The 20,926-nt window shown below is 58.7% G+C and carries 21 protein-coding genes; 4 read left to right on the top strand and 17 right to left on the bottom strand.

Annotated features, from left to right (window positions below):
• Positions 1 to 115: 115 nt before the first annotated feature.
• Both H8K20_RS04810 and H8K20_RS04805 read left to right on the top strand, forming a co-directional pair.
• Positions 116 to 1,282, top strand: a complete 1,167-nt coding sequence (locus H8K20_RS04810; protein WP_186487647.1) for a glycosyltransferase — start codon at positions 116 to 118, stop codon at positions 1,280 to 1,282.
• Between the two features lie 328 nt (positions 1,283 to 1,610).
• Complete coding sequence (locus tag H8K20_RS04805; protein ID WP_186487646.1) at positions 1,611 to 3,011, top strand: NAD(P)/FAD-dependent oxidoreductase; 1,401 nt, start codon at positions 1,611 to 1,613, stop codon at positions 3,009 to 3,011.
• A 156-nt stretch (positions 3,012 to 3,167) separates the two neighbouring features.
• Here H8K20_RS04805 and H8K20_RS04800 read toward each other — a convergent pair whose 3' ends face one another.
• From H8K20_RS04800 to H8K20_RS04790, 3 genes are read right to left on the bottom strand one after another with little or no spacing between them, the layout of a single operon-like run.
• Positions 3,168 to 4,004 (bottom strand): hypothetical protein, encoded by an 837-nt coding sequence (locus H8K20_RS04800; RefSeq protein ID WP_186487645.1) that lies wholly within the window; start codon positions 4,002 to 4,004, stop codon positions 3,168 to 3,170.
• Positions 4,004 to 5,080, bottom strand: coding sequence for a GerAB/ArcD/ProY family transporter (locus tag H8K20_RS04795; protein WP_186487644.1), 1,077 nt, complete (start codon positions 5,078 to 5,080; stop codon positions 4,004 to 4,006). Before H8K20_RS04795 ends, H8K20_RS04800 begins: the two co-directional genes overlap by 1 nt.
• 6 nt (positions 5,081 to 5,086) lie before the next feature.
• Entirely contained in the window at positions 5,087 to 6,574 is a 1,488-nt protein-coding gene (locus H8K20_RS04790; protein ID WP_207721456.1) for a spore germination protein, read from the bottom strand.
• Positions 6,575 to 6,705: 131 nt separating this feature from the next.
• Here H8K20_RS04790 and H8K20_RS04785 point away from each other — a divergent pair, with 131 nt between their 5' ends.
• A complete protein-coding gene (locus tag H8K20_RS04785) occupies positions 6,706 to 7,383 on the top strand; it encodes a DUF421 domain-containing protein (RefSeq protein WP_154865495.1) in 678 nt (225 codons plus the stop codon).
• A 12-nt stretch (positions 7,384 to 7,395) separates the two neighbouring features.
• Positions 7,396 to 7,773: a DUF4363 family protein gene (locus H8K20_RS04780; protein ID WP_105203889.1), complete on the top strand. Its 378-nt coding sequence runs from the start codon at positions 7,396 to 7,398 to the stop codon at positions 7,771 to 7,773.
• An 82-nt stretch (positions 7,774 to 7,855) separates the two neighbouring features.
• Here the strand turns inward: H8K20_RS04780 and nrdR are convergent, their stop codons facing one another.
• The 14 genes from nrdR to cbiE form a co-directional block, all read right to left on the bottom strand.
• Positions 7,856 to 8,317 (bottom strand): transcriptional regulator NrdR, encoded by a 462-nt coding sequence (gene nrdR, locus H8K20_RS04775; protein ID WP_105203887.1) that lies wholly within the window; start codon positions 8,315 to 8,317, stop codon positions 7,856 to 7,858.
• Between the two features lie 151 nt (positions 8,318 to 8,468).
• Complete coding sequence (secF, locus tag H8K20_RS04770) at positions 8,469 to 9,425, bottom strand: protein translocase subunit SecF (protein ID WP_186487643.1); 957 nt, start codon at positions 9,423 to 9,425, stop codon at positions 8,469 to 8,471.
• Positions 9,415 to 10,815: a preprotein translocase subunit SecD gene (locus H8K20_RS04765; RefSeq protein ID WP_105203884.1), complete on the bottom strand. Its 1,401-nt coding sequence runs from the start codon at positions 10,813 to 10,815 to the stop codon at positions 9,415 to 9,417. Before H8K20_RS04765 ends, secF begins: the two co-directional genes overlap by 11 nt.
• Before the next feature lie 149 nt (positions 10,816 to 10,964).
• Positions 10,965 to 11,597 carry a precorrin-8X methylmutase gene (locus tag H8K20_RS04760; protein WP_207721454.1) on the bottom strand — a complete coding sequence of 211 codons (633 nt, stop codon included), beginning with the start codon at positions 11,595 to 11,597 and terminating at the stop codon, positions 10,965 to 10,967.
• Positions 11,594 to 13,087 (bottom strand): cobyric acid synthase, encoded by a 1,494-nt coding sequence (locus H8K20_RS04755; protein WP_186487642.1) that lies wholly within the window; start codon positions 13,085 to 13,087, stop codon positions 11,594 to 11,596. Before H8K20_RS04755 ends, H8K20_RS04760 begins: the two co-directional genes overlap by 4 nt.
• The gene (locus tag H8K20_RS04750) at positions 13,069 to 14,043 is read right to left on the bottom strand and encodes a hypothetical protein (RefSeq protein WP_186487641.1); all 975 of its coding nucleotides are present in this window, start codon (positions 14,041 to 14,043) and stop codon (positions 13,069 to 13,071) included. The genes H8K20_RS04755 and H8K20_RS04750 overlap by 19 nt, the downstream gene beginning before the upstream one ends.
• Positions 14,040 to 15,098, bottom strand: a complete 1,059-nt coding sequence (gene cobD / locus H8K20_RS04745; protein WP_186487640.1) for a threonine-phosphate decarboxylase CobD — start codon at positions 15,096 to 15,098, stop codon at positions 14,040 to 14,042. Before cobD ends, H8K20_RS04750 begins: the two co-directional genes overlap by 4 nt.
• 18 nt (positions 15,099 to 15,116) lie before the next feature.
• On the bottom strand, positions 15,117 to 16,082 hold the full coding sequence (gene cbiB, locus H8K20_RS04740) for an adenosylcobinamide-phosphate synthase CbiB (RefSeq protein ID WP_186487639.1): 966 nt from the start codon (positions 16,080 to 16,082) through the stop codon (positions 15,117 to 15,119).
• Between the two features lie 19 nt (positions 16,083 to 16,101).
• Complete coding sequence (locus tag H8K20_RS04735) at positions 16,102 to 16,686, bottom strand: histidine phosphatase family protein (RefSeq protein WP_186487638.1); 585 nt, start codon at positions 16,684 to 16,686, stop codon at positions 16,102 to 16,104.
• On the bottom strand, positions 16,677 to 17,072 hold the full coding sequence (locus H8K20_RS04730) for a bifunctional adenosylcobinamide kinase/adenosylcobinamide-phosphate guanylyltransferase (protein ID WP_186487637.1): 396 nt from the start codon (positions 17,070 to 17,072) through the stop codon (positions 16,677 to 16,679). The genes H8K20_RS04735 and H8K20_RS04730 overlap by 10 nt, the downstream gene beginning before the upstream one ends.
• Positions 17,069 to 17,842 carry an adenosylcobinamide-GDP ribazoletransferase gene (locus tag H8K20_RS04725; protein WP_341480815.1) on the bottom strand — a complete coding sequence of 258 codons (774 nt, stop codon included), beginning with the start codon at positions 17,840 to 17,842 and terminating at the stop codon, positions 17,069 to 17,071. Before H8K20_RS04725 ends, H8K20_RS04730 begins: the two co-directional genes overlap by 4 nt.
• On the bottom strand, positions 17,836 to 18,357 hold the full coding sequence (locus H8K20_RS04720; RefSeq protein WP_243206316.1) for a bifunctional adenosylcobinamide kinase/adenosylcobinamide-phosphate guanylyltransferase: 522 nt from the start codon (positions 18,355 to 18,357) through the stop codon (positions 17,836 to 17,838). Before H8K20_RS04720 ends, H8K20_RS04725 begins: the two co-directional genes overlap by 7 nt.
• A complete protein-coding gene (locus tag H8K20_RS04715) occupies positions 18,357 to 19,742 on the bottom strand; it encodes a cobyrinic acid a,c-diamide synthase CobB (protein ID WP_186487635.1) in 1,386 nt (461 codons plus the stop codon). Before H8K20_RS04715 ends, H8K20_RS04720 begins: the two co-directional genes overlap by 1 nt.
• The gene (cbiE, locus tag H8K20_RS04710; RefSeq protein ID WP_186487634.1) at positions 19,739 to 20,917 is read right to left on the bottom strand and encodes a precorrin-6y C5,15-methyltransferase (decarboxylating) subunit CbiE; all 1,179 of its coding nucleotides are present in this window, start codon (positions 20,915 to 20,917) and stop codon (positions 19,739 to 19,741) included. Before cbiE ends, H8K20_RS04715 begins: the two co-directional genes overlap by 4 nt.
• Positions 20,918 to 20,926: the final 9 nt, after the last annotated feature.

Raw genomic sequence — 20,926 nt, 5'->3', positions numbered from 1 at the left:
AAGGTTTTGCGGCACCTGCCCCCGGGCGGGAAAAGCCTGACCACAAGCAGTTGGCGACCGACAGCGCCGACCGTTTCACTTTTAGCACACTGCCGGAGAATGGATCGTTTAAGTTATGAGGATAGCGCTGTTTGTAGAGACGTACCTGCCCTATATCAACGGTGTCGTCACCCACGTGCACGCACTGAAGACCGGGCTGGAAATGCTGGGCCATAAGGTGCTGGTGGTCACCGCCGACCCGGCCGTACACCACCACAAAATGGAAGACGGCGTGCTGTACTGCCCCTGCAAAAAGATCAAAAAGCTGTACGGCTACGGCCTGGCCAGCCCCATGAGCCGCCGTCGCGAGAAGTTGTTGAGCGAGTTTCACCCCGACATCATCCATGTCCACCAGGAATTTGGCATTGGCCTGTTTGGCTTTCAGTACGCCAAGCGCCACAAGATCCCCATGGTCTACACCATGCACACCATGTACGACGACTACCTGTATTACGTGGTGCCCAAAAAGCTGATACCGGCAGCCAAAAAGATCGCCGGCAAATACCCCCGCATGTTCGCCCGCCGCGCCGTGCAGGTCACCGGTCCCTCTAAAAAGGTGTCCGAATACCTGCACAGCCACGGGGTCACCAAGTCCATCAATGTGGTGCCCAATCCGGTAGAGCTCGATATGTTCAGTGTCAAAAAGGCAGATTTAGATCAGGTGGCGTCCATTCGGCAGCGCTATCACTACGCCGAGGATGACTTTGTGGTATGCTTTGTGGGCCGTATCGGTCGTGAAAAAGGGCTCGATAATCTGTTCGAGATGTGGGCTGAGAGTCTCGCCGATCAAAAACACCTCAAGCTGATGATCGTCGGCGACGGCCCCGACCGCCCCCGTCTCGTCGAGCTCAGCCGCCAGTTGGGTATTGGCGACCAGGTCAACATGATCGGCAAAGTCGAGCACGAGGATCTGCTCAACTATCTGGTGGCCTGCGACCTGTATGTCACTGCCTCTACCTCCGACACCAACTCCATCTCCATGTTGGAGGCCATGGCTGTGGGCCTGCCGGTGGTGCATATCCGCGATGATCTCAACCGCGGCCAGGTGGTCGAGGGGGTCAACGGCTTTATCTTCAGCGATGCCAAGAGCCTGCGCAAAAAAGTGATGGGTTACTGGCAGATGCCCGAAAAAGAGAAAAAAGCATTTAAAAAGTCAGTGGTGGCCTCGGTGCAGGATTCCGGTGCCAAGACCCTGGGCGAAAACCTCGAGCGGGTGTACCGCAACGCGCTGCAGGGCAAATGATCATAAAATATCTTTAGAGCGGGCCGATCAGCTGTATCGGCCCGCTCTTTTACAGCCAATTTCGACACGGCTGTACCCATACCCGTCTGTCATCAGCACACAGTCTTGCCTTTTGCCCGCAATTCATGTACATCACACAGCAAAAGGCTAAAATTGTGTCATTTTTTTGAGAATTTACTTGATTTGTTCACATCTGCTGCTTATAATAATAAACCGTGTGTGAAAACTTGGCGCTATCAGCGGGCAGTGATCTGGGTGCGACTCCCGTATCTTCTGCCCGCTTTTTACGGGAAAAGCGCCACCGTCTCTTGTACAGGAGGAAACGCTCATGAACAAAACGTACGATGTCGCCGTTATCGGCGGCGGTCCCGGCGGGCTGATGGCCGCCTACCGCATCGCCCAAAACGACCCCTCTCTCTCGGTGGTGCTCTTTGAAAAAGGCCATGCGCTGAGCGACCGGGTCTGCCCCCTGGTCAGCAAAAAGGTCGACAAGTGCATCAAGTGTCGCTCCTGTGCCATCATGGAGGGGATGGCTGGCGCCGGTGCCTTCTCCGACGGCAAATACGTCATCTCCACCGAGTACGGTGGCTGGCTGACCGATTTTCTCGCCCCCGAAACAGTCATCAATTACATCGAGCAGGCCGATGCGATCCTGGTCTCCTTCGGCGCCACGACCGAGCGCTTCATGCCCAATAACGAGCTCAAAAAGCTATGTATCCAAAACGATCTGCACATGTCGCAGGCCCAACTCAAGCACCTGGGGACCGACGCCAACTTCGAGACCATGTTGCACCTCATCGACAGCCTGCAGGGCAAAGTCGATATCCGCACCGATACCTGTGTCACCGATGTCGACCGGCACACCCATCAGATCAGCTTTACCAGCGGTGGACAGGCCGATACCGTCTCTGCCGACAAGATCCTGTTCGCCGTCGGTCGGGTAGGCAGTGGCTTTTTCTCTGACTGGTGTCAAAAAAATGATATTCCTCTCGAGAATAACCAGGTAGATGTGGGCGTGCGGGTCGAACTGCCCTCCATGATCTGGGAGGACTTCTCCCGCAAGATCTACGAGCCCAAGATCTGGTACCGCTCCAAAAAATACGGCGATGTCACCCGTATGTTCTGCTTTAACGAGCGGGGCCATGTGGTCACCGAAAATACCGCCGGCATCCTCACCGTCAACGGGCACTCCTACCGCGATGAGGCCCGCAAAACTCAGAACTCCAACTTCGCCCTGCTCTCTACCACCCGTTTCACCCAGCCCTTTAACGCCCCCATTGAGTACGCCCGCCACGTGGCCAAGCTGGCCAACATGGTATCTGGCGGCAGCGTGCTGGTACAGCGGCTGGGCGATCTGGAGGCCGGCCGCCGCACCGATGAGAAGCGGCTTCGCGACTCCACCACCAAGCCCACCCTAAACGCCGTGGCCGGCGACCTCAGCCTGTGCATGCCCAAGCGCCAACTCGACAATATCATCGAGACGCTGCACGCCCTCGATAAGATCGCCCCCGGCACTGCCAACCACGATACGCTGCTCTACGGCATCGAGTGCAAGTACTACTCGGCCCGCCCGGCCGCCGACGATTTTGAACTGACCGGATGCCCCGGCATCTATGCTCTCGGTGATGGAGCTGGCTTTACCCGCTCTCTGTCGCAGGCCTCGGCCAACGGTCTCTACATTGCCGATAAGATCTCGGCCAAAAATAATTTTTGCTTATCCCATAAATAAAAAACGCCGCTGTACGACACAGAGCTGTCCGCAGCGGCGCTTTTTTGCCAATCGGTTTTCGTCTTAACGACAACTATCCATTTTTAGGTGCAGCCGATAGGCTCTCCCCATCACTGTCCGGCGAGCTCCAACGCGGATATATCCTATCCTCCTCGCTCACTCTTTTTGCACCTTTACCTCAAACGATATGGCCTGTTCATCTCTGCCCTCTAGCGGCGGCCAGCCCCGGCGGCGGCACTGCTGTAAGTATTCGGCAACCGCCCCTTCCAGTGGTTTGGCCTCTATCTCCTGGGCCGTATCGGTCCACACCGTCACTGCCGGGGTCCCGGCAGTCAGATCGGTAGTGGGTAAAGACGACACCACCAGCCCCCACCGGCTCTTGTAGTCGTGCAGGCGCCGGTTGAGCAGCAGATACCCCAAATAGGTGTCCTCCTCCAGCAGTGTCACATCTTCACCCTGTACTCGCAGCGCCTGAGGTGTAGACAGTCCCAGTGGGCTGCTATTCAGTACCGGCAGTACGCAGACCTCCCCGGCGCAGTCGATGAGGTCACAAAAACCCAATCGGCTGCTCTGTTGTTGGGTGATCTGGGTCAGTGCCTGGTCAAAATCGCCGGTGTAAGCGTACAGCTTGGCCCCCGGTCGCAGGTCCATCTCCTCAATACAAAAGCGGCGTAGGACCTCACGTCCCCGCTGCCGCAGCAGTTGTTCCTGTACAAAGATCTGGTCGATACCGTCAAAGAACACCTCTTTGTAGCGCAGATTCTCTACCAGCTCATGCACGTCGCTCCCCACAACGGTCAAGAAGGTGTTTTCCTCTGGTTGGATGATTTCCAGCTGCGCTTGCAGTCCGCCATCTGATACCTGCGACAGCGCCAGCGACTTGACGATCTTGCGCTCACCGATCTCGGTGCTGCTCACACAGCCGGTAAGCGACAGCGCGGTAAGTGCGGCGAGTAACACTGCCGCGAGCTTACCTTTTTTTCTGCCCATCATCAGCGCTCCCCCCTTCGCCTCTTAACAGTCGCCAGCAGGTAACAGACCGGCAGCAGCACCAGTAGTAAGCTGGGATAGCCGCTTTTAAACAGCAGCGAGATCAAGTCGTAGATGCGCTGGCTGCTGCAGCCGATGATCGCCGCTGCAGTCACCACTGCCAAAAAGACGATCGCCGTCTTTTTATATGCCCGCTGCGGCACCGCCGTCTGCAGTACAGAGGCCATTGCTGTCAGCAGCAACACGACCCGCACAAACGATACCATCACCCACACCACCAAGTAAAACGAGTCCAGCCGCTGCAGTACCGACAGATCCGAAAAAACCGCCAGCGCATAAAACGGGTAGTTGCGGGTGGCTGCATAGGGCCCCAGCGCCAGGTGGACCAGCAGCGACAGGCCCACCGCTGTCCCGGTAGATAAAAAGAAGTATTTCTTAAAAACGCGGCTGCTCTTTTTCTCCTGGTGCTGCATCAACAGCAGTGCAACGAGCAGGTCTATATTTCCCCGCAGCGCCCCCCAAAAAGCAGTGGCGGTATCGCCCAGATTAACCGAAGAATAGCTGTACAGCGACGGCGGGTCGATGTTGGGCAGCGTGCCCAGCAGCACGATAGCCAGCGATACCGCCGTCAGCGCAAAGATCAGCGTGCCGGTACGTGCCAGACTCTCTATCCCCACAAGCAGCCCAAACAGCGCCACCCCCAAAAAAGGCAGCAAAAATACCAGGTAGTTGGTCTGGGTATAGATCTGCCGGTGGATGAATGAGGTGAACCCGCACACTGAATGTACAGCTGCCAAACCCAAAAATACTGCCGCCAGCCAGCTGAATACAATGCCCACCACACGGTTTTGCTCCAACAAAAACTCGCCGAGGTTATGCCCCAGCCGTCCGCGGATGGCAAAGTACAACATCCCGATACCCAGTGCAGCCAGATTTCCCAAAACCAGCCCTACGATCGAGGAACCAAACCCGACTTTGGCGCCTTTGGGGGTATAATAAGTCAAGTAAGAAAATAAATTCGATAAAAACAGCAGCAGCACCAGCTGATTTTGGCTGATGTACTGTTTACCTTGTCGCACAGCTGCTCACCTCCCCTGCTCGCGTCCATCTTTGGGCGCTGTGCGGATAGACGAGCCGGGCATATTTTGTACTTTCGAACGGCTGTTTTGCAGTTGCCGCCACCCAACGCGAAAAAATACATCCCGAAATACCGAGTGCCCAAACGGCGAGATGGGGCTGGTATAGGGGATACCGAAGGTGTTGATGGAACACAGATTTAACAGCAGCACCACCAGCCCCAGCGAGATGCCGTAAATGCCTAGCAGTCCGCCCAGTAAAATAAAGGCGAATTTTAAAATGATGACCGGCTCGTACAAGTTGGGCACCACAAAAGAGCTCACCGCTGTCAGCGCCACGATCAGCACCATCGGCGTACCTACCAGCCCGGTCGATACCGCTGCATCGCCGATGACGATAGCCCCCACGATGCTCACCGCGTGGCCTATAGCCTTAGGCAACCGCAGCCCAGCTTCCCGCATGATCTCAAATACCACATGGATGATGAGCGCCTCCACCATCAGCGGGAACGGCGTGTTTTTCTGTGCCTCGATAATGTTTTGCAAAAGCTCCCGATGGATCAGTTCCGGGTGATGGGTCACCACCGCCACATAGCTGCCCGGCAGCAAAAAACTGATGAGAAAGGCAAAGAATTTTAAACAGCGGATGAACGAGGCATAGTAGGGCCGCTGGGTGTAGTCGTCCATCGACTGAAAATTCTCCGAAAACAGGTATGGCGCCACCAGCGCAAACGGGGTGCCGTCAACAATGATGCCCACCCGGCCCTCCATGATCTTGCCGCACAGCGTATCCGGCCGCTCAGTGCTGCCCACCCCCGAAAACAGCGACACCGAGTGCCGGTCTAAAAATGGGGTGATATAGCCGCTGTCCAGGATAGCCTCCAGCTTTACCGAGGCCAGGCGCCGCCGCAGCTTTTTCAGTACCGCCGGGCTGGCCTTGTCGGTCAGGTAAACCAAAAACACATCGGTCTTTGATTTAGTGCCCAGAGAGAGGTACTCAAATTTTAAGGTGGGGCTCTTCATGCGGCGACGCACCAGCGTCAAGTTGATGCGCGCCGCCTCCACAAAACCCTCGCGAGAGCCGCGCATGTTCTGCTCCCCCGACGGCTCCGACACCGAGCGAAAGTTAAACCCCTGCACCCCCATGGCAATACCTTTGTCACAGCCATCGATGAGCAGTACCGCAAAGCCAGACATCATAAACTGCATCACCTCGTCGGTGGTCAGTACGATCTTCTGGTCGGCGGCCAGATAATCGGCCGTCGTCAGCTCCACATATAGCTGTTGGGCACTGGGGTATACCTGATCCCGGTACTCCCGCAGCGGCTCTATGATCAGCTCGGCCAGCGTACTGATGCTCACCATCCCCTCACAGATGAGCAGCTCACAGCGAAAACCGCCCAACTGCAGCGGCTTATTGATAAAATCAGAAGAGTTCTGCATAGCAGCACGCATCGATACGATGTTTTTCGTTATGTCGGTCGACAGTCGATCCATCCTATATCACCTCGCCTGGTAGTGTAGACGAAAAGCACGCGGCTCATACAGCGGCAGCCGCGCCCGCCCACCGCCAAATATCAGGTGCATAATCTATTCGGCGGCAGCCGATACTAGCTGCAGGTGATGTTATGTTAGTATTGATCATACGCACGACCATACTTTATCTGGTGATCGTGGTAGCTCTGCGGCTGATGGGCAAACGGCAGATCAGTGAGCTGCAGCCGTCCGAACTGGTGACGACACTGCTCATTTCCAACATCGTGTCTCTGCCCATCGAGAACACCGATATCCCGCTCCTGGCCGGCATCCTGCCTATCCTGCTCATTATCTGTTTCGAAGTGTTCCTCTCCTTTTTCTCCCTCAAGAGCCGCGGCTTTCGCAAATTGGTGACCGGGTCGCCAGTGGTGGTCATCCGTGAGGGAAAAATCGTCCAGCAAGAGCTCAAAACACTGCGCATGACAGTAGAAGACCTGATGGAAGAGCTGCGCCTCAAAGATATCTTTAAACTGGAAGACGTCTACTACGCCATTGTCGAGACCAACGGGCAAATGAGCGTACTGCCCCGCTACTGTGTCACCCCCGTCAACAACAAAGACATGCAGCTTCAGGGCAGCGACGACTCCCCGGACATCGTGCTGGTGAGCGATGGAAAAATGCTCTACCACAACATGCAGGAGATCGGGGTCTCCTCCGACTTTATCCTCGAAAAAGCCGGTGCCAGCAACTGCCGGGTCGAAGACATTTTTCTCTTGACCTGCGACGACCACCGCAATATCAAACTGGTCAAAAAAGAGCAGGTAAAGTAAGGAGGTACACCAATGAAGCGCATACTGATCTCGCTGCTCATCTTTTTGGGTTGTGTGGCCATCGCAGTTACCTCCACCACAATTCTCACCCAAAAGTACGAAAAGCTCAGCGAGGAGCTCGATGACGTGGTGCTGCTGGCCCAGTCCGAGGACGAATCGCTGTACCGGCAAAACGAAAAACTCCTCAAGACATGGGAGGAGTGCAAGCCCACTATCAGCCTGTTCATCAACCGCAAATACGCCGAGGAACTGGCTACCTCCATCTACAAAATGCAGGGCTATCTCGAAAAGGGAGACTATGCCCTTTATCTGGGCGAGACGTACTCCCTTAAATCCAGTCTCGATCACATCTTAAAAGGCGACAACATGTCTCTCGAGATATTTACCTGATCGCCAACTAAAAAAGAGAGCGAAACTACCGGCTGACTCGCCGGTAGTTTCGCTCTCTTTTGCTCTTTTTTAATCCGTAAAACTACTTCTGGCTCTTCTCCCGCAGTGCCTGCAGCTCGGCCATAAAGGTATCGATATCACGAAACTGCCGATAGACCGAGGCAAAGCGCACATAGGCCACTTCGTCGATGTCCTTGAGTTTTTGCATCACACATTCGCCGATCTCGGTAGAGGTCACTTCCCTCTTCATCGAATTTAAAAAGCTGTTCTCGATCTCAGCCACCAGATTTTCCAGCTGGACCAGCGCAATGGGCCGCTTTTCACAGGCATGGACCAGCCCGTCGAGCAGCTTGGCGCGGCTGAAAAGCTCTCGCGACTTGTCCTTTTTGATCACCATCAGCGGCAGACTCTCCACCACCTCGTAGGTAGTAAAACGGTTGTGGCAGCTTAGGCACTCCCGGCGTCGGCGTATCTTCTCGCCGTCGTCGGTGGGGCGCGAGTCGATCACCTTGCTCTCGGGGTGGGCGCAATACGGGCATTTCATGGCGGGTAAGCATCCTTTCCGGGCAGCCGGCAGGCCAGTTGTCCAGTTTTTAATAAGAAAACCATATGCGACTATTATAACACGCGGCGTGTCCCCACGTAAACAATAAAAGAGAAGTGCTGTACGTAGACGGCACTTCTCTTTTATATAGCTATTTCTTTTTGGCTTTGGGAGCCAGCTTTTCCGCTGCTTTTTTCTTGGCTTTGTGCTCCTGCCAGGTTACCCACAGCGGGCCGCTGATGCACACGCTCGAGTACAGGCCCGAGATCATACCGATGATCATGGGGAAAGCAAAGGTAAAGATCGAGTCCACACCGTAGATCAGAGCGATGATACACACAATGACCATTGCGGTCACTGTAGTGATGGTGGTGTTTACTGTGCGGGTCATAGTCTGGTTGATGCTCAGGTTCACCCGCTCGGCAACAGACATCGATCTGTGTATGCGACTGTTCTCGCGGATGCGGTCATAGATCACGATAGTCGCATTGATGGAGTAGCCCAAAATAGTCAGCACCACGGCGATAAAGCTGTCGTTGAGCGGTATGCGGCACAGCACGAACACCGCAAAGATCACGAACACATCGTGCATCAGCGCCACGACCGACATAACACCAGCCGACCAGCCGCCGATCTTGCGAAAGCGGAAAGCGATGTAGAGGATCATCAAAATAGCGCCCACCGCCACCGCGGCGATACACTTGATAAAGAACTCACTGCCCATTGAGGCGCTCACCGAGTTGATGGACTCCTGCTGGATGTTGTTGTCGGGAAATTTCTCCTGCAGCGTCTGCAGCGCCGCCTCTACCTTGTCGGCCTTCACATTCTTTTTGGCCCCCAAGGTGACGATGATGTTGTCTTTCTTGGTGACGGTATTTTCCGACAGCTGGGTCTTCAGCTGTGCGTCCAGCGCCGCCGAGAGCTCTTTGGCAAAGGCGCTCTCGTCCAGCTCGCCGTCAAACGAGTAGGTGATGATAGAGCCGCCGGTAAACTGGATGTCCATCTTCACCCCAAAGATCAGGGCAAAGACCACCGTAAAGACGACGATGAGGGATGAGATGGCAAAGAATATCTTCTTCTTTCCCACGATATCGAGATTACGCTTCATCTTTTTTACCTCCAAACAGCCATTTTTTATCAAAACACCTAAACTTGGAGAGCGAGCGGACCATCAGCCGCGAGGCGGTCACGCCCATGATGAAGTTCATAACCACACCCACCAGCAGCGTGTAGCCAAACGAGTAGATGGCGCCGGTGATAGCTGAGGGGAAGAACTGGAAGATGGGGTTTAGCAATTTGGCAAACAGGCTCGACGGCGGGCCAAAAGCACCCATCAAGATCACCGCCACGATGACCATGGTGATGTTGCTGTCAAAAATAGCCGAAAAACTGTTTTTAAAACCAGAGGTGACAGCCGCCCCCACCGATTTGCCCGCGCGTATCTCCTCTTTGATGCGCTCGGAGGTGACGATGTTGGTGTCTACGCCCATACCCACCGCCAAAATGATACCGGCAATACCCGGCAGAGTCAGCGTAAAGCTGGGGAACGGTCCAAAATAGCCCGATACGGCGGCAAAGGCGCCCGCCACCTGCCCCACCAGAGCGATGCAGGCCACCACGCCCGGCAGCCGATATACAGCGATCATAAAGATGCACACCGCCACAAAGGCGATACCGCAGGCCAGTAGCATCGCGTCTTTGGCGCCCATGCCCAGGGTCGGGTTGATGGAGTTATAGTTGTCGGCAGTAAGAGCAAAAGGCAGCGCGCCGGCATTGATCTTGTCGGCTAAGTCCTTGGCGGTCTCGGCTGTAAAGTTGCCCGAGATGGTGGCCACCCCGTTGGGGATCTCCTCGTTTACCGCCGGCGCGCTGATGCGGGTGTTATCGAGCCAGATCGAGATCTGCCCCACACCGGCCAGTTTTTTCGTGGCGGCGGCAAACTTCTCCTTGCCGCTGTCATTGAGCTCCAGCTGTACCACGATCTCCTGATTGTTGGGGTTCTGGCCGGCCTTGGCGCTCTTCACGTCCGAGCCGGTGAGGATGATATTCTCCGCCGTCACCCCGGTGGGGTTGCCGCTCGAATCGCGGTTGTCCCCCTCACGGAAAGTGAGCTCGGCCGTCTCGCCCAGCTCCTTGATGGCCGCCTCGGGGTTAAAATCGGTCTCGTCGTCTTTCCAGGGAAAACGCACGATGATGCGCTGATTCTGGTAGTCGGTGTAGACCTCGTTGTCGGTGATGTTCTGGGCGATGAGCCGCTGCTGGATGATCGATTCCGCCGCGGCCAGCTCGTCTTTGGTCGCCTTGGTGCCCTCGGGCGGGGTAAAGGTCACGTCCACACCGCCGCGGATATCAATGCCCCAGCGGATGGTGTCCACACCCTTGAGTATCGGGGTCTTGACGTCGCCGTACTGGCTGGTGATGCCAAACAGTGCAGTGTAGGCCAAGAACGCGATGAGAGCCGCAACGACGAAGAACGTAGCTTTTCCTCTCTTTTTCACTTGGGTTTCCTCCCATGCCAAATTCGGTAATATACCTGTCACGACCGCCTACCGAAAAGCGGCAGACGGTCGTGCAAATTACCGTATACACAACGTTTATTATATTGAAAACCGGATAAAAAGTCAATAAGCGCCCCCGTGCAGGCCAATCACTGCCGGCCGTCGGCCATATACAGCAGCGCATTGCAGATGCAGGCGGCAATATTGCTGCCCCCCTTACGCCCCCGGGCTGCGATACAGCACAGCCCGCTCTCGATCAGCCGCTCTTTCGATTCGATCACGTTGACAAAGCCCACCGGTACACCAATAATACCGGCCGGCCCCACGCACCCCTGGCCAGCCAGCTCCACCAAATGTAAAAGCGCTGTGGGCGCATTGCCGATGGCAAACAGCAGCGGCCCCGAAAGCGCCGCAGCGCGCTCCATCGAAACCACCGCCCGCGTAACCTGCCGCTGACGGGCCTCAGCGGCCACATCAGAGTCAGACATAAAACAGTGTACCTGCCCGCCAAAACGGGCCAGTACCGTCTTATTGATGCCCGCTCTGGCCATCTGGGTATCGGTGACGATGTGTGCCCCGGCGCGCAGAGCCGCGAGCATCCGCTCTACCGCCCCATCAGAAAAATACAGATTATCAGCGTAGTCGAAGTCGGCCGAGGTGTGGATGCAGCGCTTGATGATCGGCGCCTGCCGGGGATCTAGCTGCCTTGGTCCCAGCTCCTGGGTGATGATCTCAAAACTGCGGCTCTCGATATCCGCTGGCCTTATATTCTCTATCTTCAAAATAGTGCACCGGCTTTCTCTGTCTCTTGTGCGGGCGGCAGCCCCCGCTCTACGATCTCGTAAATAGCACGCATATCCAGGGCCTGCCGCAGCCCGTCGGCCAGCAGATCGTACTGTCGCTCCTTAAAGGCCTGCATATCGAAGGCCTGCACATCGCTGTCGTCGAGCCCTTTTTGCCGTAGCAGCGCCGATACCACTGTACCGGCTATACCCGGGCTGTCAAAAAAGCCGTGCAGGTAGGTGCCGTACACGTTGCCTTTGTGCACCAGGGGGCAGTCGCCGCTGGTGCGGCCCATGTGGATCTCGTACCCGCTGTACGCAAGCCCCGAAAGACCGGTAAAGATGCCCCCTACGGCTGGCAGCCTGCCCTGCACCTGGGTGCGGTGCTTTTGTGGGGCAAATACCGTCTCTCCATCCAAGAGTCCCATCCCGGCCATCTCGCCGCCGTGCTCCACACCATCGGGGTCGCACAGGCTCCTCCCCAACATCTGGTAGCCGCCGCACACGCCCAGCACCGGTTTTCCACGGGCCGCGTGTTTGCACACCGCCGCCTCTAGCCCCGACTGCCGCAGCCACCGCAGGTCATCCATGGTATTTTTAGTTCCCGGCAAGACGATCAGATCCGGTTCTGCCAATTCCCGCACGCTGCCCACGTACCGCAGCGACACGCCATCTATATACTCCAGCGCGTTAAAGTCGGTAAAGTTCGAGATGCGCGGCAGCCGCAGCACGGCAATGTCCACCAGCGCCGGGCGTACAGCGGCGGTAAAGCGATCACTCAGGCTGTCCTCGTCGTCTAACTGCAGCGGCATATAGGGCACCACCCCGGCTACCGGCACGCCAGTCAACCGCTCTAAAGTATCCAGCCCCGGCTGCAAAATAGTCACGTCACCGCGAAATTTATTGATGATGGTGGCTTTCACCATCGCCCGCTCGTCGGGGTCCAGCAGCATCATCGTGCCCACCAGCGCCGCAAACACACCGCCCCGGTCAATGTCCCCCACCAGAAGCACCGGCGCGCGCGCCAACTTGGCCATGCCCATGTTGACGATATCCTGCTGCTTCAGATTGATCTCTGCCGGGCTGCCGGCCCCCTCGATGACGATGATGTCATTTTCTGTCGCCAGCGACCGGTAGGCGCGCTCTATATCCGGCACCAGCGCCGCCTTGCGGGCAAAGTACTCCCGGGCGCTCATGTTGCCCCATACCTCACCGCCCACGATCACCTGCGAGCCCTGGTCGCTGGTGGGTTTGAGTAAAATGGGATTCATGCGCACATCGGGCTCTATGCCGGCGGCCTCCGCCTGCATCACCTGCGCGCGCCCCATCTCCAGCCCGTCGGCTGTAATAAACGAGTTGAGGGCCATGTTCTGCGACTTAAACGGCGCCACCCGGTAGCCGTCCTGCCTAAAAATGCGGCACAGCCCCGCCGCCACCAGGCTCTTGCCGGCATTCGAGGTGGTCCCCTGTATCATAATTGCTCGTGCCATTTTGCCACCTCCTCTGTGGGGTCAAAAACAAATGTCGGCACCGCACCGGCCCAGTGCTTGCCGGTGCGGCAGTCGGTCCCGTGATCCGCCGTAACGATCAGCGTGCTCTGCGGCGGCAGCGCGCCGGCCAGCGGAGCCAGAAATTCCCGCTCGATGCGCTGTAAAAAGGCTGTCTTCTGCCGGCGGTCGCGGCGGTGAGCCGCCTCGTCGGCGCCGTTTATATGTATCAGTACAAAGGGATAGGTCCTGGCCGCCTGTAGCGCACAGCGCAGCTTTTGGCTCAGGTCGGTATCCACTTCGGCAGTGCTGCCCGGCGGCACCAAACAGCTGAGTTCCAGCGCGCGCCCCAGTCCGGCCACCACCTCGGTGCGGCAAACCACTGCCCCCGGCGCAAGACCCAGTTGCGCGGCGGTGGGCAGCGGCGCATAGGCCGCCTGTCCCCAGGGCCACAGCCCATACCGGGCAACGAGCTGCCGCAAAAAGAGCTGCAGCGCCGGGTCCCCCGCTGTCGGCAGCAATAGATCCACACGCCGGTTCTGGTTTTGATGGGGGGCGAAGGTACATATGCCGCGCTCCAGGTGCCCCAATCCCGGCAGTACCAGCAGGTTTTTATAGCCACCCAGCGGTATCCAGCGCCCGGTATCCCCCAGCGGCGGCAGCGGCCGGTAGCAGCTGGGCCCCAGCTTGCCCCCCGCCAGGTCGATGCCGTTACAGCGCAGCACCAGGTCCCCTCTGGCCGCCGGCTCCCCAGTGGCCAGCGCCTCCAGCCAGGCCCGGCCGGTCGGTACCTGGGCTGCTTTTACCCCCAACATAGTCAAAATACAGCACAGGCTGTCCGGCGTCATACCGGCTGGGGTGTGGCTGTGGGTCCAACGGTAATCCGCCCGCTCTAAAGTGGGCAGCAATCTGGCCTCATCCGGCATCATACCATCGATGATAAGCAGTACCGTGTTCACCGCTTCACCTCCTGGTGCAATGCAGCCAGCAGTCGCCGGCAGTCGCTTTCGCCGCGCACCGCTACCCGGTAGTCCCCCGGCTGCAGTCCCTCATAGTTGCGGCAATCGCGGATGAGGATGCCCCGCTGCGCCAGCTTGAAAGCCAGCTGCGTATCTCCGGCGCTAAACAGCAGGTAATTTGCCATCGAGGGGTATACGGTAAACCCCAGCCGCCGCAGTCCCTCGGTCAAAAGCCGCCGGTTCTTTTCTACCAGCAGCACCGTCTGCCGGCGGTGCTGCTGGCATTTGAGCGCCGCTATCCCGCTGACTGCCGCCACCGTCGAAACGCTCCAGGGCTGACCGGTGGCCCGTACCTGCTCGGCCAGCGCCGGTCTGCCACACAGCAGGTAACCCAGGCGAACGCCGGCCATAGCATACATTTTGGTAAAGGCCCGCAAAATACACAGCTGGGGCTGGTTTTGCAGTTGGGGACACAGTGAATAGCGCGTCTCCTCGGCCATAAAGTCCACAAAGCACTCATCTACCACCAGCAGCACCCCACAACGGCGGCAGCGCTGCAGCACCTGCTGTAGCAGCGCCGGGTCTGCAGGCATACCGGTGGGGTTATTGGGGTTACACAAAAAAAGCATGTCCAGTCCGGGCTCAATGGCCGCCAGTATTCCCTCATCCAGGGCAAAATCGCGCGATCTTTTCAGCGGGTAATGCTCTGCCGAACAGCCCACCAGCGCCAGCGCCTGGGCGTACTCGGCAAAGGTAGGGGCCAGCACTAGCGCCCGTCGGGGCCGCCGCGCCAGCACCAGCCGAAAGATCAGGTCTGCAGCGCCGTTGCCGCACACGATGTTCGCGGCGTCCAGCTGGTGATGGTCCGCCAGCGCCCCGCGCAGGTCCCGGCACAGCGGGTCGGGGTAGGCGGCATAGTCGGGTATATGCTCCACAATGGCCCGCTGTACCTCCGGCGGCATCCCCAATGGGTTTATGTTGGCCGAAAAGTCACACAGCGGTTCTTCGGTGTCCCGGGGCGTATAGATATCGCCCCCGTGTATCAGCGGTCGCACCGCAGCCCATCCCCTCTTTTAAAAGTATAACATCGCCGCTGTCGCCAACAGCCGGCTCCCCCACAGCAGTAAAAACGCCAACGCCGAAGTGGTGTACAGCAGTCGGATCGCCGTGATGATATCCGCCGGTGTCACCGGACGCATATCGTCACCGATGGTGGGCTTAGCCACCAGCCGGCCAAAGTAATAGGCATCCCCCGCCAACTGCACCTGTAGTGCCCCGGCGGCCACCGCCTCGGTGCGGGCGCTGTTCGGGCTGGCGTGGTTTTTGCGGTCGCGGCGGTAGATGCGCCGGGCGCCGGCACTGTCCAGCCGGCACAGTGCCGACGCCGCGATCATCAGCCAGGCCGATAAGATAGCCGGCAAAAAGTTGGCCAGATCATCCAACTTGGCGGCAAAGCGCCCAAACAGCAAATAGCGGTCGTTTTTATAGCCGATCATCGAGTCCAGGGTGTTGATGGCCTTGTACAAAAAACCCAGCGGCGCCCCGCCGATAGCCAGGTAAAAAATCGGCGCCACCACCCCGTCCGAGGTGTTTTCGGCGATGGTCTCGATCACTGCGCGGGTAATGTGGGCCTCGTCCAAGCGTTCGGTATCTCGCCCCACGATCCACGACAGGTACTTTCTGGCCCCGGGCAGGTCGCCCCGCACCAGTGGCCGATACACCCGCCGGCTCTCGGTCGCCAGCGACTTGGTGGCCAGTATCTGGTAGCAAAATACCGTCTCCAGCGCCACCTGAGGCCAAAAGCCCCAGCTGCCGGCCAGCAGTAAAAGCCCCCACGGCAAAAGCAGCGAGATCGCCGTCACCCCCACCGTGAGTACCGCCCCGGCCAAGTACTCCCGGCGTGGCCACAGCCGCCGCAGCAGCTTTTCCCCGCGGGCGATCAAAAAGCCGATAAACTGCACCGGGTGGGGCAGACTGTGCGGGTCCCCCAGCAGCAGGTCCAGCAGATATCCCGCCGGCAGTGCTATGAGTATCGACATCTCTCTCCCCCCTTATTGTCTACAGCGGCCGTATCTCACTGGCCATCTGGGTCTCGGTATCGAAGTAAAAGCGGTAGCCGCCGCCGTTTTTGACCTGCCAGCGGTAAAAATCGCCGCGCGGCCGGCCGCATTGTTCCAGCACCGCCATAATGGTGCCCCCGTGGCAAACTACTGCGGCCCGCTCATCCCGGTAAAGTCCAGCGCAAAGCTCGGTAAATCCGCGCCAACACCGCCGCCGAAACTGCACGGGATCCTCTCCGCCGGGAAAGGCGGTACGCCCACCGCTGTCCAGCCACTGCTGATAGGCGGGGTGTCCGCTGAGCTGGTGGTGACTTTTTCCCTCGAACTGGCCAAAATCACATTCCCGCAGCGCCTCTACACACACGGCTTGCCGCTGGGGATACACGATCTGGGCGGTCTGCACGCACCGCCGTAAAGGGCTGCAAAATACGGTCTCTACCGTCGGGTAGCGCCCCCGCTGTCGATCCAGCTGCAGCTGCCGGGTGCTCTCGATACACAGCGGCTCATCGGTGCAGCCGATGTAGGCCCCCCGCCGGTTGCCCGCTGTCGCCCCGTGGCGGATGAGCGCGATCTCTACACGCACGGCAGTTCCCCCTTTACTGCAGTGGGGATGCCGCAGCACAGCCGCACCACCAGGGGCAGTTTGCCGGTCAGCCAGCAGCACAACCGCCCCACTTCCTCGCGCCAACGGCGCCGGTCGGCCTCTATCGGCACTACCCCGGCCCCCACCTCATCGCAGAGGATCACACAGTCCCCTCTCTGCAGGTAGGGCTGCAGCACCGTCCGGGGCTCTATCCCCTCCGCCAGCAGCCGCTTTACCAGCAGGTGCAGCTCGCCCAACACCGGGTACCGAGCTAATTGGCACCAGTCGTCCCGCCCGCCGTCAAAAATATCCTGGGGCCGGTAGCCGAGCTGTTCAGTGTAGTGGCGCTTGCCGCTATACGCCGCACCAACGATCAGCGCTCTCATAAAAAGCACCCCGCCAGCGCCGCCACTGCCAGCAGCCACAGCTCGGTCACGCAGAGCAAAAAACCTGCCAAGTCGCCCGAAAGCCCGCCAAATTCCCGCATGCACATCCGCCAAAACAGCCAAAACAGCACCACACAACCGGCCGCGGCTATCGCTGCCGCCCGCCAGTTGACAGCTGCCATAGTCAGCAGCGCCAGCAACGCATATAAAAAGCTGGTAGCGCGCACCGTGTTTTTTTCAGCACTGTCTGAAAACAGATACACCAGCCCCTCTTTTTTGGCCATGGGAAAGCTCACCACCGCCGCAGCACTCATGCTGCGCGACAGCACAAAGCCCGCGCACAGCACCACCCACCACCGGGTATCGGCGGCAAACTGTCCGGCCAGCGCATAGCTTGCCAGCAGCAGCACCCCACAGTAGATCACGCCAAAAGCGCCTACATGGGGGTCTTTCAGTATCTCCAGCTTGCGCTGCTTTTCCAGGTGTGAACCCAGCGCATCACAGCTGTCGATAAATCCGTCCAAATGGATCCCGCCGGTCAGCAGCAGTGGCAGCAATACCACTCCCCCCGCCGTCAACATCGCCCCCAGCGTCAGGTGGCGGCACAGCTGCAGCCATCCCCAAACTGCTGCTCCGATACAGCCGCCCACCAAGGGGAAAAAGCACATCGCATACTTCATCGTGCTCTTCTTCCACTGCACCTGCGGCATAGGCAGCACCGAATACATGGTAAATGCGGTCGCCAGACCACCCAGCAGTTCTCTCACCACAGCGCCTCTCCTCTCAAAAAATGCGGCACCCCACATATCACATCGGCCACCAGATCGCTCTGTCTTGCCAGTAGGCAGTTGATGCGCCCCAGCAGTTCGATATAGTGCCAGGTCTCGCTGCTGTACTCGTCGGCACTGGCCCCCACCTCGTTTGTCACCACGATCAAGTGGGTACACCGCTCGTACAGCGCGGTGATCCCCTGCAAAATGTAAGTATCGGCCCTGTCGCCGGCTCCGCCAGGGGCATAGAGTTCATTGGCCAGCAGGTTGCCCATGCATTCCAGCAGCACCGTATCACAGCCGCAGGTATGCAGTGCGCCGATATCGGTGTAGCGGTCCACGCTCAAAAAGCCTTTGTGTTGCCGCTGCTGCCGGTGACGCCGAATGCGCTGGGCCGCCTCGTCGCCAAACGGCTCCATGGTGGCCACGTACAGCTTGTTTTTCCCCCAGCGCTGGGCCAGCGTCTCGGCCAGCAGCGATTTGCCGCTGCCCGAGGGCCCGCAGAGCAGCGCCATCACGGTGCGGTCCCTCTGTTCTTGCGATACGCTCGGCAGGAGTCGACAAAGCGCTGCGCGATCTGGGGCGCTCCCGCCCAGTGCAGATGGGGGTAACCGGCGAATATCTGTCCCTTGGCAGCAACACACTCCCAGCTGCGCCCGCCCTTTTGGGCTGTAAAGGCATCTCCATTACAGCTGTTGTCGGCATAGTGGAACTCATGAGCCATCACTTGCTCACCGGCTTTAAATAGCAGCGTATCTCTTTTGGCTGTCAACTGGTGGTAGCCAAAGCGGCACAATCTCTGACCCATACTGCTCTCGCCCGGCAGGATGCCGGCCATGGGCCAGCGCTCCCCATCCTGGTCGGTAATAGCCTGTTGCAGATACATAAAGCCACCGCACTCGGCGTATATGGGCATATCTTCTGCCGCCGCCTGACGCAAGTCGGCCAGCATGCTCTCGTTGTGTGAAAGCTGCCGCCCGTACATCTCCGGATATCCCCCAGGCAGGATCAACCCGCCCAGATCTTTTGGCAAGTGTTTATCCTTTACAGGAGAAAAAGGAACGATCTGTGCCCCACAGCAGCGCAACAGGTCCAGGTTGTCCTGATAAAAAAAGCAAAACGCCGCATCCCAGGCCAGCCCTATCCGCACCGGTGCCGCTGTACTGGTCAAGTCTGGCCACAGCGGCTCGGCGATAAATGGCCTCCCCGTCTTAGCCAGATCCAGTAACCCCTCCAGATCTATCGAGCTCTCGGCCTCATCGGCCAGCAGATCCAGTTTGTGCTGCAGATCGGCTACCTCTCCAGCTGTCACCAACCCCAGGTGGCGGCTGGCCAGCACTGCCTGGGGCACCGGCGGTAAATAGCCGTAAACGGGTATCCCACAGTGCTGCTGCAACAGTTCCCGGTATACCGGGAACATGGCCGGCTTGCACCTGCTCAGGAGCAAGCCCTGCACTTGGTTGGGTGCAAAACGCAAATATCCCTCTACCAGCGCGGCCAGCGAGCGCCCCATCCCCCGCACATCTACCACCAGTACCGTGGGGGTACCGGTCAGCAGTGCCAGCTGGTTGGTCGAGTCCTGCTCTTCCATCATGCTGCGCCCGTCATACAGCCCCATCACACCCTCGATCAGCGATAGATCACACCCGTCCGCGTGGGCCGCCAACAGGTCACACACCGCTGCCGGTCCACAGAGCACCGTGTCCAGGTTGTAAGACGGCACCCCCAGTACCTGGGTGTGAAACATGGGGTCTATGTAATCGGGCCCACATTTAAAACTGTGCAGGCGCAGGCCGCGGCGCTGCAGGGCACGCAGTATCGCACAGGTACAGGTCGTCTTTCCCGCCCCGCTGCCGGTAGCAGCCAGCAGCAACCGGGGCGGGTTATAGGTGCCTTTCATCGCCCGCTTCGGCCACTTATGATATACACCGGGTTTTGTCCCATCATCATATGGCTCGCCCCCACTTTTTTGGCATTGGCCGCAGAAATACTGGTGATCTGCGGTTCTATATCGTGGCGCTGTAGTGCCTGTATGGCCCTCTGTAACGTCTCCAGTGTAATGGCGGTGATCACCAGACGGGCAGCGGGATTTTTAAGCAGCACTTGGTCAATGATATCGCCCAGCTTTCCGCCGCTGCCGCCGATAAACACCGCGTCCGGCAGCGGCAACGCTGCCAGCTTATCCGGTGCCTCGGCATCTACCGACACTACGTTGTAGGCGCCCAGCGCGGCAATATTTTGCCGCAACAGCGCCAGCGCCTCCGGGTCTCGCTCCAGGGCGTACACAGTGCCCCGGCAGGCGCGGTAAGCGGCCGATACCGCCACCGATCCGGTCCCCGCTCCGATGTCGTATACACAGTCGCCCGGTGCCACCTCTAAATAGGCAAGGCACAGAGCGCGCACCGGCTCTTTGGTCATGGGGGCCGCCCCGCGCACAAAGTCGCTGTCGTGTAAACAGCGGGCTGGGTCGCGGGCATCGGGGTTTTGTACCAGCATCACGCTCAGGTCGCCAAACGTCTGCTCAGCCAGTTCGGCCGCCGTGCCGGTGGTGATGCGCTCGCTCGGCAGCGCCAAATCTTCCCCCACTGTCACCGGCAGCTTCCCCAGGCCGGCTGCCAGCAGCTGGGCACACAGCTGTTGGGGCCTCAGCACTCCGCCGGTCAGGGCAAATACCTGCCGGTTATAGCACGCCCAGGGTACGATCTGCATGTCGCGGCCATGGGCACTCAGCATACAGGTGTCCTGGTAATCGACGCCCAGTCGCGCGCACAGCAGCTGCAAGCTGCTGATACCGGGTAAAAAGCACAGCTGCCAGCGGTCTTTGTACCGCTTTTGCAGCGAGGCGGCCAAACTGTAAAAGCCCACATCGCCCGATACCAACACGCCCCAGTCAGCGCTGTCCGGCGCTGTATCCAGCGCCGCAAATATCTCCGGCAGCCCCATAGACCGGCTGTTGGCGACAAGCGCCCCCAACTGGCGGTGCAGCCGCGGGGTGCACAGCAGCAGGTCGGTCTGTGCCATCGCTGCCCGCACCTCACCGGTCAAAAGCGCCAAGCTCCCCGGGCCGGCTCCCATAACCGTCAG

Source organism: Neobittarella massiliensis (ex Bilen et al. 2018) (genome assembly GCF_014269355.1).
GTDB lineage: Bacteria > Bacillota > Clostridia > Oscillospirales > Ruminococcaceae > Neobittarella > Neobittarella massiliensis.
This window is presented reverse-complemented; position numbering and strand designations above follow the sequence as displayed.